At 33.0% G+C, this 12,817-nt stretch carries 14 protein-coding genes; 1 reads left to right on the top strand and 13 read right to left on the bottom strand.

Annotated features, from left to right (window positions below):
* Positions 1 to 229: 229 nt before the first annotated feature.
* The 11 genes from Q9R40_RS09150 to Q9R40_RS09200 all read right to left on the bottom strand — a co-directional run bounded on the left by Q9R40_RS09150 (position 230) and on the right by Q9R40_RS09200 (position 10,122).
* Positions 230 to 406, bottom strand: coding sequence for a hypothetical protein (locus tag Q9R40_RS09150; RefSeq protein WP_153931507.1), 177 nt, complete (start codon positions 404 to 406; stop codon positions 230 to 232).
* 3 nt (positions 407 to 409) lie between these two features.
* A complete protein-coding gene (locus Q9R40_RS09155) occupies positions 410 to 1,168 on the bottom strand; it encodes a hypothetical protein (RefSeq protein WP_304677383.1) in 759 nt (252 codons plus the stop codon).
* A 32-nt stretch (positions 1,169 to 1,200) separates the two neighbouring features.
* Positions 1,201 to 1,587, bottom strand: a complete 387-nt coding sequence (locus Q9R40_RS09160) for a hypothetical protein (RefSeq protein WP_304677384.1) — start codon at positions 1,585 to 1,587, stop codon at positions 1,201 to 1,203.
* A 93-nt stretch (positions 1,588 to 1,680) separates the two neighbouring features.
* Positions 1,681 to 4,545, bottom strand: a complete 2,865-nt coding sequence (locus tag Q9R40_RS09165) for an SEC10/PgrA surface exclusion domain-containing protein (protein ID WP_304677385.1) — start codon at positions 4,543 to 4,545, stop codon at positions 1,681 to 1,683.
* Between the two features lie 84 nt (positions 4,546 to 4,629).
* The gene (locus Q9R40_RS09170; protein WP_153931458.1) at positions 4,630 to 5,067 is read right to left on the bottom strand and encodes a hypothetical protein; all 438 of its coding nucleotides are present in this window, start codon (positions 5,065 to 5,067) and stop codon (positions 4,630 to 4,632) included.
* A 145-nt stretch (positions 5,068 to 5,212) separates the two neighbouring features.
* Positions 5,213 to 5,386, bottom strand: coding sequence for a hypothetical protein (locus tag Q9R40_RS09175; protein WP_153706031.1), 174 nt, complete (start codon positions 5,384 to 5,386; stop codon positions 5,213 to 5,215).
* A gap of 37 nt (positions 5,387 to 5,423) precedes the next feature.
* Complete coding sequence (locus tag Q9R40_RS09180) at positions 5,424 to 7,730, bottom strand: hypothetical protein (RefSeq protein ID WP_153931460.1); 2,307 nt, start codon at positions 7,728 to 7,730, stop codon at positions 5,424 to 5,426.
* A 72-nt stretch (positions 7,731 to 7,802) separates the two neighbouring features.
* Positions 7,803 to 8,783, bottom strand: coding sequence for a hypothetical protein (locus tag Q9R40_RS09185; protein ID WP_113897541.1), 981 nt, complete (start codon positions 8,781 to 8,783; stop codon positions 7,803 to 7,805).
* 136 nt (positions 8,784 to 8,919) lie between these two features.
* Positions 8,920 to 9,456: a hypothetical protein gene (locus tag Q9R40_RS09190; protein WP_113897540.1), complete on the bottom strand. Its 537-nt coding sequence runs from the start codon at positions 9,454 to 9,456 to the stop codon at positions 8,920 to 8,922.
* Between the two features lie 122 nt (positions 9,457 to 9,578).
* A complete protein-coding gene (locus tag Q9R40_RS09195; protein ID WP_113897539.1) occupies positions 9,579 to 9,848 on the bottom strand; it encodes a Txe/YoeB family addiction module toxin in 270 nt (89 codons plus the stop codon).
* Positions 9,835 to 10,122: a type II toxin-antitoxin system Phd/YefM family antitoxin gene (locus Q9R40_RS09200; RefSeq protein WP_113897538.1), complete on the bottom strand. Its 288-nt coding sequence runs from the start codon at positions 10,120 to 10,122 to the stop codon at positions 9,835 to 9,837. The genes Q9R40_RS09195 and Q9R40_RS09200 overlap by 14 nt, the downstream gene beginning before the upstream one ends.
* 361 nt (positions 10,123 to 10,483) lie before the next feature.
* Between Q9R40_RS09200 and Q9R40_RS09205 the strand changes: the two genes are divergently transcribed.
* Positions 10,484 to 10,834 carry a hypothetical protein gene (locus Q9R40_RS09205; protein WP_113897537.1) on the top strand — a complete coding sequence of 117 codons (351 nt, stop codon included), beginning with the start codon at positions 10,484 to 10,486 and terminating at the stop codon, positions 10,832 to 10,834.
* A 236-nt stretch (positions 10,835 to 11,070) separates the two neighbouring features.
* Here Q9R40_RS09205 and Q9R40_RS09210 read toward each other — a convergent pair whose 3' ends face one another.
* Both Q9R40_RS09210 and mobL read right to left on the bottom strand, forming a co-directional pair.
* Positions 11,071 to 11,253, bottom strand: a complete 183-nt coding sequence (locus tag Q9R40_RS09210; RefSeq protein WP_113897536.1) for a hypothetical protein — start codon at positions 11,251 to 11,253, stop codon at positions 11,071 to 11,073.
* 81 nt (positions 11,254 to 11,334) lie between these two features.
* Complete coding sequence (mobL, locus tag Q9R40_RS09215) at positions 11,335 to 12,744, bottom strand: relaxase MobL (RefSeq protein ID WP_304677388.1); 1,410 nt, start codon at positions 12,742 to 12,744, stop codon at positions 11,335 to 11,337.
* Positions 12,745 to 12,817 lie beyond the last annotated feature (73 nt).

A 12,817-nucleotide genomic window follows, 5' to 3' on the forward strand; every position in this document is an offset into this window, starting at 1 on the left:
CCTATCCATCCCATGACTAAAGTCACGGGATTTCCGGCTAGGCGTCATTAAACTAAAAAATCTGTGTTCCTCATCTTAACAAGGAATACAGATTTTTCTATCTAAATTAGAGTCAAACGATATCTCCTTTACATTTTATTTCTTTTCCTAATAACTCAAGCGAAAGTAATATCTTTTTTATAGCAAGCACACATTAGATAAGCTAACAATAAGCCTACTATAAAAATTATTAAACATATCCTTTTCTATCTATTGTCTTAGACGCTTTAATAATTTTATTTTTAGATAAATATTTATCATTTATTTTATCTAACTCTCTATTTACTTCTTGTTCCCACTGTAATTTTTGAACTAATTCTGGAATTGTCTGAGGGGTTCCCGTCGATAAAGTCATTTTTCTTAACATTATCTATTTCCTCCTTAACTCATATCCTTTATTCATTTCTCCATCAAAGTATTTCTTCCTTTTCATCCAAATAGGCCCTTCTCCTCTAGTAATAGTTAAAACATCAGTTGGTCCACCAACAGTACCTATATCACTAGAAAATTTTCGTTTAAACGATGTTAGGCTAATTAAAGTTTCCGCCATTTCGCCCATCTCTTTTATAGAAAGCCCTTCTAACAAATTAATAATTGGATCAATATATGCTTTTTGCTTATAATCATTAAATTGTTGTTTATATTTTTTGATTAAAGAATTAACTGCCGTCTCATTATATTCTGATAACTCCCTCCCTATTTTCCCAATTTGCATCTCATGCAATTCGTTTAATTCCGGAGAAATCCCTGTAAGTAATGTAAAGATAACATCAGTTTGAGCAAATGGAATAATATTGGGAGTCGAATTACCTCCATTTTGTATTGGTGATGAATTCCATATTATGGGTTCTGAAAATTTTAGCTGTCCTTCAATTAGCCCCTCAATATTCATTCTGTATATTGATGGAAAATACTCTTTTGTACCATAACCGGCAATAACAACTCCTGTATTTTGTTCAGAATAATAGTCTGCAATTATAAATTTATAAACTGCTTCTAAGAAGAGATCAGCATAATTTTTATAATGTTCAATACTATTAAAATTTTGTTCATACATATTCTTAATATATTGACCAAATTTCGATTCAAATTTTTTTTGAGAAATGCGAATCCTAACCTTTGGTGGCAAATAGTTCTGCAGTAGATATTGTATAGCGTCTTCTACATTAGAGTAACATTATTAGATTTCAATTGATTTTTAATTAATTTTATTAATTCCCAAGAAAAGCAATTTACGTATTGAATTTGGGACTGTTCCAAGCGCAAAGGCTTGAATGAAGAAATATAATCCAAAAAAGATTTAACGTAATCTCCAACTGTTCCCTTTGTTTTATTACCTACAAATTCCCTAAATGACTTTATAATAACTTCCCATGGTATTCCCATTATATCAGCATTTCCAAAAATCATAATTCCCACATAATGAGCACTATCCAACGTAAAAATTTTAGTTGCACTATTAATAACTTTAGATCCGCCCATAGTAATAGCACTGTCAGCTGCTAAAGCAATACCTCTTTGGTTAATGATCCCTACTTCTGCAGTCATATTAAACCCCTTCATATAATTTTAGTTTCAGTATACCATATATCAAATTTTAAAATAAAAAAGCCGTTACTATAAAACGACTTTTATAAACTATTAGTATTCACGCTTCTTGAAACCAAATAAGCTTAACATCGTAGCAAGTGCTACTCCAGCAAGGGAAAGAACAGCATTATCATTATTACCAGTTTGTGGCAATTGATTATTACTCTTCAATTGTTGCTTGTATTGTTCGCGAGTTTGCACAGTAGCAATTGATACTGGATTTGCTGATTCAGTTGCAGCTACAGTCTTAACACCATTAGTAGTAACACTAGTTTGTACTTGGCCCTTGCTATCAACACTGACATTGGTTGTTACAGAAACAGCAGGATCTACAGTAGCATTAGTTGGGCTAACAATTTGGTTGCCCTTAACGGTCCAGCCATTGACACTATTACCTTTGGCATCAACAACCTGATTATTTTCAATATGGTAGCCATTATCTTTAGCTTCCTTTTCAGCAGCTAATTTAGCTTGTTCTTCAGCAACCTGCTTAGCGAGTGCTTCTTTTTGCCGTAATTCAGTTAATGCTTGTTGTGCTTGATTCAATGCTTCTTTAGCAGCATCTTCATTATTCTTTGCTTCTGCAAGAACTTGTTGTGCCTTAGAAACATTTGTTGCGGTGCCAACAGCAGTCTGCTTAAGGCTAGTTAATTTATCATTAGCTACATTGTAAGCTTCTTGTGCATCAGCTAAAGCCTTTTGAGCAGTAGCAACTTGTTCCTTAGCAGCGGCTAATAACTTAGGAGCGTTTTGTAAGTCACTAAGGTTATTCTGTAGTTGAACTAGTTTATTATTATCAGCTTTAAGGGCTTCCTTATCATTTTCAACTACTTGTTTCTTTTGAGCTAAATTGTTATTAGTATCACTTAAAGCCTTATTAGCATTATCTAAATCAGCTTGAGCAATTGCTAAACGTCCTTGTTCAGCTTTAAGACTATCAGTAGCCTTTTGAAGGTTTGCTTGCTTTGTTGCAAGGTCAGCATCAAACGAATCAAAAGTAGTTTTAGCTTGCTTTTGGTTAGATTGATCAGCGCTTAATTGATTTTGCAGAGCAGCTAAAGCCTTTTGAGCTGCAGTTAAGTTGTCATTAGCATTTTGAGCAGTAGCTGTCTTATCTTTAACATCATTTTGAGCTGCTACGAGTACTTGATTAGCCGAAGATAAAGCATTTTGAGCATCATCATTAGCCTTTTGCTTTGATGCTTGATCAGTTTGCTTGATTGATAAATCGTCTTTGGCATCAGCTAATTTTTGTGTTAGTGCATTAATTGAAGGCAATGTATAACTATTTTCTTCAACTTTTTGATTTGCTTCAACTAAATCATAGTGTGTATTGTAGAACTTATCTAAAGAAAAACCAACAGCTTGCTTTTCAGCTGCAAAGTTATCAATTCCAGCAAAATTAGTAGCGTGACCCCAAGCTGAATCTGCATCATCAAACATCATTGAAATAAAATCATCATAAATCAAATGCTTGAGATCATTAATTGTTTGTTTATTTCCAGTTGGTAATTTGGTTCCATCAGTCACAGTCAATACGGTATAGTCTGTTGTAAAAATTGACTGATCCAGCCCCATATTTTCACCGTTCCAGCTTATATTAAGTTGATCAGTTGCATTATTGAGAGCACTTTGATCATGCTTTCCGTTATCTGCAGAATTCCAATTATCTTTATTATAATTTTGTGATACCTGTTCTGCATAATCATCTGCTGCAGGAGATGAGATCACAAGATTTGTACCCATTTGTGTCCGAACTTGATTAATAAGTGAAGCAACAAATTGGCTAAGCTCTGCTCGATCTGTTGAATTAAGATTGTCAATATCTACCACTCGATCATCACTTAAATTATCCTTAAATTTATTCTGGCTCATTGCCTGATCACGATATTTAAGAAGATCTTGCGCTAAATTATTCGCTTCATCTTGATTATAGTTACTATTACCAAAATAGTTATAGTATGCAATTAAGTCATCTTTGTATCCAGCAGGCAAAGTAATAGTATTGAAGCTTGCCAACTTGTCGTTGATTGCATCTACCTTAGCTTGAGCGTCCTTTACTGCAGCGTTTGCATCAGCTAATGCTGCACTTGCCTCATCAGCAACTGCTTGCTTAGCATCCTTATTCTTTTTTGCAGAATCTTGCTCATCGTTGGCGTTCTTCAATGCCTTATCTGCATTCTTCTTAGCTTCTGCTGCATTGTTAACATCAGTTTGCTTGTTATTAACAGCAGTAGTAGCATCAGCAACTTTTTGGTTAGCCTGGTTCAAAGCATCTTGGGCTTGCTTTTTAGCCTGATCACTGTTATCAAGAATAGCTTGAGCATTCTTAACTGCATCGTTAGCAGCATCAACATTCTTTTGTTGATTATCACGAGTAGTAGTTGCATCATTGACTTTCTTTTGCGCTACATCAACTGTGCTTTGTGCATCGCTAACGGCTTTGTTAGCGTTATTGATAGCATCGGTATCTTTACTGATTTGAGCTTCTTGATTAGCAATAGCATCTTGTGCCTTTTGAATATTAGCTGACGTAGCTTGATCCGCGTTCTGTTGTGCCTTTGTTTCAGCATCTTGCGCAGTACTTACTGAACTTGTAGCAGCATCAACTTTAGCTTGAGCATCATTAACAATCGCTTGTTGACTGTTAACATCAGCTTGTGTTGCACTGTTAGCCGCCTTAGCACTATCTAGTTGTGATTGGGCTGTGCTAGTGGCTTGACTAGCTGAATTAACATTACTTTGTGCTTGATCGACCTTAGCTTGTGCTTGTTGGTCAGCTGTTTGTGACTTCACTTCAGTTTGAACATTATTAGAAGTTGTATCAGCTTTCACCTCATTTGTTGAAGCAACCACTCCTGCAGTAGCAACCAAACTAACTCCTGCTAATGTAACAATTTTCTTTTTACTATTCATAATCTATAATCCCCCAACTTCTTAAAGTCATTGTATTAAATTATTTACGATTTTATTTTAACACCATTTACGAATTTGTAAATACTATTTTGACAAATCATCATTTAAATTTGGTTTAAATGGTAGTTGCTTACTTAACGCTTTTAGCAGACTTGAATTTTCTTCTTTTAAGTCACTAATAATTACTGTTGCGATCGCTTTCGTATAATCCGTAACTTCAATATTAGCTACATTAGACTCTAAAAGCTTAATCAATTCCTGCCTGGTAGTCTTAAATTGTTCATCTTCACGCTGAACTGTATCAAGAATATCTTGAAATTTAACAACCTTGTCGTAGAGCATGGCCGCTTTATTTACAAACGAACTACTCATTGTTTCTGGATGTTGAATGTATTTATACAACGTTGGCCGTGAAACATCAGTTATTTTAGAGAACTCAGTAAGGGTCATTCCCTTACCATTAAGTTGCTTAATCTTATCAATATTCTGTAATAAAAAAATCGCCTTTTGAAAATTATTCAAGTTAACTTCACCTCTCATCCTTAATACTAAATATATTTTATCACAGTTTACATAATCGTAAATTAAATCATCGAAAAACGTAAAATAAAAACGACAGCCTATTACTGTCGTCTTCTAACAAGTTGCATCGAATAATCATCTTTACTTAGCAATCTAGTGTTTGATAATCATCACTAATGCTATAAATTCCGCCAACTTCAATATTATCAGCTTTCTCATCTGGGATAATCACTTTAACCTTCCGACCACTAGGAATTAGATTCACCTGAGCCACACCGTAACGAAAGTATTCTACTTCAGCTAATTCATCACTCATCATATAACTTCCTCTACTCTTTTTTCCTAATTATACTTGTTTAACGTTTAATTGTCTTGGATCTGTTAAGCGGTAAACTAATATTCTTAGATATTGTTGGTTGAAGTTTCATCCGCAAATTCTTTTCTTCTTTACTAGCTGCTTCAGTTATTCGTAAATACATAACTTTTAATAACTCAGGAACACCTTTATTTAATAATTCACGCTCCTCGTTAGTAAAGCGAAATGGCCGTCGATTAACCTGTCTGCTTAATGAATCAAGCAAGATATATCTTTCAGCACGCTTAAATGCTTTAGTAATTGTATTATCACTATTCTTAAATTTCAGGCTAGTTTGATCTAAAAGTTTTGTAACTTTTTCTTGATTATACTGTTTTTGCGGTTTATCTAATGCTTTTAATTGCTTTGTTAATTCTAAGTTATCACTGGTCTGTTTTAATAAATCGGGCAAACTATACATTTCAGATGATATCCAACGTTTATTTAATTTCTGCACAAATCCTCGCACCTTATGAGTCCCTTGCGCTGGCGTTACCTTCAACCGTTTAAGTTCTCGTGCTGGCACCATTACTGGCAGTTTCTCCAATTGCAATTGATCTAATGCTAATAAGCGATTAGGATTATTCATTTGCATTGAACTTCCCGTAACACTAATCAATTGTTCTAACTTCTCTGGATTATCCGTCCATCGCTGCAAAGCCTTAATCGATAAATCTTTAAGCGCATGAGTATCATTTAAATCTTCTTTTGTTTCTAACGGCTTTACTTTTTCAAATTGCGATGTATCAATTGCCAGTTCTGGTTTTACTTCCTTTAGCTGTGGAATTTGATCAAAATAGTTAAACAATCGTTCTCTTAAACTACTATCAAAAGCTTGATATTCAACAGCACTATATTCCTTTTCCCGGCCAATTAAGTTTCCACGTAGCTTAGCACTTTCATAGGACCATAATTCAAAGCCTCGTGCAAATACTTCTGTTGGCGTAGTTAAGTATTCAACTTTACTATCAGACAGATTGGAATTTGCTAAATTTTTTGTATATTGCATAATCAGTGGTTTGAAATTATTTTCTAATGATAAAGGCCACTTGCTTAAACGATAATCAAGATAATGACCATACTCATGAATAAATGAGCTAATTCCAGCCATGTCACCGTTTGAGTCTTTACGTACTTCGCTTTGCTTCCTAAATTCTAAAACGATTGTATCTAATGAGGGCACATACATACCAAGCGCTCGATGATTCCCCAGTTTACGTAAGCGTAAAATATTTTTGTCATTTGCTAATGGCATATGGCTCATCAAGCGCTTTACTTCATCTTCAAAATAACCAAACGCTTTCAAATCAACATCGTTATCCAATTCAATCTTACTAAAATATTGATGAAGACTGCTTCTATCCATAATTTGTTGGGTGGCTTTATCAATATTCTTTTTAGTTTCCCAAGATTTAGCATGAGTTTGTTTATCCAAATCTCTTTCGTAGCGTTGTTGCCGCACAATGTTATAAGTCTTTTCAAGGTAATTTTTGATAAAACGATTAATTTGATTTGCTTCATAAGCCGTTTGCCAGCTCCTAAAACGAACCCTACGTCCTAAATAGTGTTTCGCAAGCTGCTCGTTATTCTGTAAAGCAGATGCTTTAAAACATCTAGAGATTCTTTTTAATTCCTCAGGACCTTTTCCTAATAAATCTTCCTCATTTTCGACAATCGGTTCTGTCATGGTCATAAATTCTTGATAGCTCAAATTACCTAAAGCTGTCTCTTGAAACTGAGTTTGCCAACTCTTTTTAGCATATTTATGAGACGTTAATCGATAAAGTTGAGCTTTAAACTCCTCAAGCGGAACCTCTTGCTTAGTACTCTGCCATTCCTGCATTAAATCGTTAAGGAGCTTACCATACCCTAATGTATAATTTTGATTTCCAATTACCCAAGTAACATTGGGGTCATAGACTTTATAATAATTATCCCCTTGATGGCTCCAAGATTTATCATCTTGATCAAGAATGAAATAAAGTTTTTTACTATTTTTATCTTCATAATTGATTGTATATGTATTTCGATTTGTTCTTAGTACTTGTTGGCCACCAGGATCTTTTACTATGCTTGCAATTTCTCTTTTGTCAGTATTACCTCTGTCAGTATTTTCCAAGTAGGATTTAATGGCATCTGCATAATCTTGATCATTCCATTCTCCATTTTTATAAATATAGTTCGCAATTTTTCGAAAAACAACAAATAGCGAATCATCAGAGTTTAATCTCAAACTGCTTTGTTTAGTAACCCCATACTTTTGCTTCATTAGAGTTGCCAAAGGATGTTTAATTTCATCTTCAGACATTAAAAAGCCCCCTTATATGCTGTGTGTAATTCCATTATATAAGCAGGCTTGCTTCATTTTATCTTTTGCCAACTATCGTTCACGTGACTTAGTTGTAGATCTATTCATTTGTTTGTCCTGATTGTGCTCTTTTTCTTTAAAAAATTCTCTTTTTACTCTTAGATTCAACTTACGACTTAATTTTTGTGCTTCATTAAAGATTCTTTGCCGTTCACTAGTTGGTAGTTGCCTAAATAATTCTTTCTCATCATTTCTAAGTTTAAATTCTTCTTTTAAGCCAGCAGAAGAAGTAGTTAAATATCTGGCAATATGAAGCGACATGGATGCCTTAGGATTATTTAGGCGTTGATTTGTTAATACTAGCACTTTATTTATCTGTCTTAACCGATCTGCAGCAGGCTGTTTTAAGAAACGACTATTTTTCTGTGCAATTGCTAAAGCATTTTTCAGCAGTTCAGGATATTTTTGACCAATTTCTTCGACTGCATAAACTGTAGCCGGATTTAGTTCGATTATTCCTTTTTTTACTTTCGGTACAAATATCTTAATTCCGTGTAACCTTTGAAAATTAATTTCACTTAACGAATTATCCTTTTGATACTCACTTGCAGGTGCATAGACCGTCCCTAGCTGATGATTAGCTAACAATAATTGATTGCCATTTTGATTGAATTTATTACCGTGAGCTCTGAGTACTCCCATTCGATTCACTGTTCGTTCAAAACTCTCAGGATCATTTAATGTTACATTCAACAACTGGTTAGCTTTAGCAGTCAATGTATCTCGTGCTCTAATCTCTCTTGTTAATTCAAGAGAGGCTTTTAAATTTTCACCACTATCAATTGCGCGTTTAGCTTCCTCATAGCTATGATATTCAACCGGTTCTTTTAATTTACCATCACGATTATCTAAACCAAAGTAAGTACCATTTTCTTTATCAAAGGCAACGTAAGTACCCTTATAATCGTCTTCTTTTTGCTCTGTCCTTGCTAAGACCTCACCAAGTTCATACATATTAAGTACTGTTTTACGCTGACTTTTAGATTCAGTCATGTTTTCCACCTCAGTTACTTTTTGCATTCAAAGTAACTGAGATAACGAAAAATCAATCTTACGCCAAAAGAAAAAGCCAGCCGTTAAGCTGACTTTATTTTTCCATTCACCTCGTCCAAATTTGACAGAGCCATTTCTAAGGCTGTTTTGAAAGCTCAATTGCATCATCAACCATGCTTTCAATTCCACTATTAAGTTTCGTTAAATTCGATCCAGCTAATTTTTGTACCAGTTTTCCATATTTTTTATAGTCCTTACCACAACGATCTTCTCGAGCACCATAAAGATCAATAAAGCCGTACTGATATCCTTCATTAAAGTCAACCGAGAGCTCTTCCTTCATCATATAATTAATAAGCTTTAACATTGATTCGGAATTAATAGCAAAATTTCTTTTTGCAGGTATAAAAATTTGCTTATTATCGGTAGTGGTAAAAATCAGCAAATCTGTTAATCGCTTAATTTGATCAGGCAAGTCTACATCCAATTCTTCTCCAGTACGTTCTCTATAGGCATCTTCAAACAAAAACTGCAATCCAACTAATCTATCTGCAATATCATTAATTTTTTGTACTTCTTCTATATCATATGCGCCACTTTGAATATATGGAGCGTATAGCATTACACCCTCCTTTAAATGATCTGCATAATAATGATCAACCCAAATTTCCATTATAATTTTCCTTTCTTGACTTAAAGATTTAAATCGTTTTTCAAATCTAATCTAAGATGCTTTTCACACAACTTTCGCCAAAAGAAAAAAGCCAATCATTCAGATTAGCTTTAAGCTTGTATCTACTTATCATAATGGTATTTAAGTTGAACTATTTGTATTTCTTTACTCGTCACTCCATATACCATTCGATGTTCACTATTAAGTTTACGAGACCAGAAGCCAGATAAATTATGTTGCAATGGTTCAGGTTTACCAATACCAGTAAACGGGTGACGAATAGTATCACTAATAATTTTATCTATTCGTTTTACCATTTTTTTATCATTCTTTTTCCAATCTAGATATTCTTCCCAAGCATCATGTGTAAAATCAATATTAAGCTTGGTCATCAGCTGCCATCCTCTCAAATTCTTCAGGAGTTAAAAAATGATGCTTAGTGGAATCATCTAGCTGATTAATAGAGTGCGCTAAAGCTTCCTGATTTGCTTTGCTCTTTAAGAGATAGTTAGTCTCTTGCCAAGAGTTATATTCTTTTTCTGATATTACAACAACATTCTTTTGTTCTGGACGAGCAACAATAATTGCTTCGTTATAATTTGCCACATCATCAGCATATTTTTTGAAAGATTTTCTAAAATCCTTAGTTGTAACTGCTTGTATCATGATATATCACCTCTATTTATATTATATCAGCCAACTCTATATTTGTACATAATCGTGTACACTTTTCAGAAGTGTATTATTGACGTAATAAAAAACACAGCAAAACTGTTATCGGAATAATTATGATTATTAACGAAAAATTACTATCAGAAATAAATTTTACTAAAAATTCGCTCAAAATATTAGTAAGTAAAGCGACTGTAACTGATATTTCTTCTCTATGTTTCATAAGCTAATAGCTCCTTTTAATTAGTTATTAGCTTTTTTCTAATTAAAAAATATTTTATGAAAATTTTTCTGAAAGAACTACGTTATAAATTTTCGTATTATTTTTAGATATAATAATTATAGAGGTGATAATATGGACGAATCTAAATACCTTAAAAAGTATTTTCCACAAATTGATTATTCAAATGATGACTTAGATTCTCATAGCATTTATAGAGCGGTGTGCCCGTGCGGTAAAGGAGAAATATTATATTGTAGTGCTTTGTACTCTCATCCTGCTAGAGACGAATCATGGCAACAAGATTATTATGTAATTAATTGTGAAAATTGCTCAAAAAATTATAAATTAGAAGAAAGACCGAACTCTGAAATCAGTTGGCATGATTTTAAAGTTAATGGTGGTAACTATGGTCATACTACAGTTTATTTAAGATCAAAAGTAAATTATGATACTTTCTTTAAATTGGATTTTAAGTTAATCTAGACGAAGTTAAATGTTTAACAGAACGCAATCCATTATTAGTTACTAGATTAGCTGATCTGTTTGAAGAATGATGTAATATACATGAATTATATAATTTGAAATTAAAAACAACCTAAGACTGTTCAGAATAAAATAATTTTGTTCTGAACTAATCTTAGGTTGTTTACTTTTTCTTTATTTTAGCCTATATGTACTAAATCCTTGTATATTCATCTACCTCATAGATATTACAATTGTTATTTCTGATAAATAAAGTCAGTATGGTCCAAATTAATTGCTACAACCATGTACCGGCTTAATGATTGTTTAACTTCTTCTCGCATTTTTATCTCAAATGGTTCATTAGTACCTATAATAACGCCCCTTGCAACGTTACTGGTTAAGTTAGTAATTAGCCCAATATCATATTCATTATACATAATTCAGTCTCCCTAAAAGATTAATCTATTATTTAGTAAACTGATATTTTTTAGGGGAGCAAATTTCGCCAGCAATATTATCTATCGTTCATAAATTTCTTCTCGTTCTAATTCACGATCTTCTTTTTCAATATCATCTTCATCATTTAGATGCTTTCTTAACGCAAGAACTCGTTTTCGACCATCTTGATTAATTTGACCTAAAAGCCGACTCAAATTATTGTTAATTATTTCTTGATGCTTTGAATTTTTTTGGTATTTCTTTTGATTATTATTAATATAAGTCAATTGATGTTCCAACTCAGTATCAATTAATTCACTGTTTTGAGCAAACTCATATTTTTTCTTAAGGTCAGCGAAAAGTGGCCGGTTGAGTTCATTGCGTCTAGCTAAATCATTTTGATATGCTTGATTATTTTTATGAATTTGTAATTTTGCATCTAAAATATCTTCTAAGTTCTTGTAATAGGCAGTTGCGTTCATTATTCGATAATCGCTATTAGGATTAGGAATTACTAAAGAAATTGATGGATCATCTGTATTGCTTTGAATCATTGCAATTTCCGCAGCTAGTTGCTTCTTCCTAGCTAAAACTGATTTTGTAGTCACCAGATTAATTGGAACTTTATTTACATCCATGTAACGATTTTTTAACACATTAAACCGTTGCATTAATTTTGGGTTTTGGGTTAAACGATAACGAGGTAACTTTCTTAATTGAATTAGTTCTTTTTGTTCATTTAAAGAATGGAGGAAAAATTGATTTAGGTCCGTTGATGGTGCGCCTTGCAATTGAACAATCCGCATATCTAAACTTTCTTTTTGTGCATCTAAATTAATCTGCCGAATGTAGTACTTCCTTAAACCAATTTGCATTTTTAACCTTTTGGCTTCTTTTGACTTTGGATCAAGTTTCCTCAATCTTTCCTTTTCTAAATTTAATAATTTCTTATTTTCAGTGAGACCTTGTGACTTAATTTGTGCCATTAAGTCTCCTTTTTTATTTCTACTACTCTTCTGATATTGTTCCTCGTTATCCCTTAGTAAATCATAAACTCGATTAGCAAGATACTCTCTTAATTTTTTATCTGCTGGATTAACCGTATCTTTAATTTTTTGACCATATTTTTTACGATTAATTGCATCTTTGGCTTTTAAGAGATTTATATATTCTAAATACTCATTATTTAGGCTTGTTTGCAATAAACTATTAACTAATTGATCCGTTAGTTGCTTAGCTTCCTTAAAATCAACACTATGATTTGAAGAACGCCATTTTCTTTTGTCTTTATAATCCGGTAAAGCATTAGCAATTTGCTGTAAGTAATTTTTTTGTTGAATAGTTACATCATTTGTTAATCCGTTAGTTAATTTTTGATTAGCGGCATCAAGTGCTTTCTCAATTTCAATCATCCTTGAACGACTTTTTTTATTTTCTAATTCATGATGGATTTGAGATTTAAATAAACGAATCGATTTATTCTTAAACATTCCCTTAGGAACACCATTTTTTAATGACGCCTAGCCGGAAATCCCGTGACTTTAGTCATGGGATGGATAGGCC

The sequence above is a fragment of the uncultured Lactobacillus sp. genome (genome assembly GCF_948948975.1).
Lineage (GTDB): Bacteria > Bacillota > Bacilli > Lactobacillales > Lactobacillaceae > Lactobacillus.

What these genes read in the sequence shown, in the direction of transcription:
- mobL (WP_304677388.1), bottom strand. Translation starts at nt 12,744, where the DNA reads ATGTTTAAGAATAAATCGATTCGTTTATTTAAATCTCAAATCCATCAT.
- Q9R40_RS09175 (WP_153706031.1), bottom strand. Translation starts at nt 5,386, where the DNA reads ATGATGAGTGATGAATTAGCTGAAGTAGAATACTTTCGTTACGGTGTG.
- Q9R40_RS09210 (WP_113897536.1), bottom strand. Translation starts at nt 11,253, where the DNA reads ATGTATAATGAATATGATATTGGGCTAATTACTAACTTAACCAGTAAC.
- Q9R40_RS09180 (WP_153931460.1), bottom strand. Translation starts at nt 7,730, where the DNA reads ATGTCTGAAGATGAAATTAAACATCCTTTGGCAACTCTAATGAAGCAA.
- Q9R40_RS09160 (WP_304677384.1), bottom strand. Translation starts at nt 1,587, where the DNA reads ATGACTGCAGAAGTAGGGATCATTAACCAAAGAGGTATTGCTTTAGCA.
- Q9R40_RS09165 (WP_304677385.1), bottom strand. Translation starts at nt 4,545, where the DNA reads ATGAATAGTAAAAAGAAAATTGTTACATTAGCAGGAGTTAGTTTGGTT.
- Q9R40_RS09200 (WP_113897538.1), bottom strand. Translation starts at nt 10,122, where the DNA reads ATGATACAAGCAGTTACAACTAAGGATTTTAGAAAATCTTTCAAAAAA.
- Q9R40_RS09195 (WP_113897539.1), bottom strand. Translation starts at nt 9,848, where the DNA reads ATGACCAAGCTTAATATTGATTTTACACATGATGCTTGGGAAGAATAT.
- Q9R40_RS09190 (WP_113897540.1), bottom strand. Translation starts at nt 9,456, where the DNA reads ATGGAAATTTGGGTTGATCATTATTATGCAGATCATTTAAAGGAGGGT.
- Q9R40_RS09185 (WP_113897541.1), bottom strand. Translation starts at nt 8,783, where the DNA reads ATGACTGAATCTAAAAGTCAGCGTAAAACAGTACTTAATATGTATGAA.
- Q9R40_RS09205 (WP_113897537.1), top strand. Translation starts at nt 10,484, where the DNA reads ATGGACGAATCTAAATACCTTAAAAAGTATTTTCCACAAATTGATTAT.
- Q9R40_RS09150 (WP_153931507.1), bottom strand. Translation starts at nt 406, where the DNA reads ATGTTAAGAAAAATGACTTTATCGACGGGAACCCCTCAGACAATTCCA.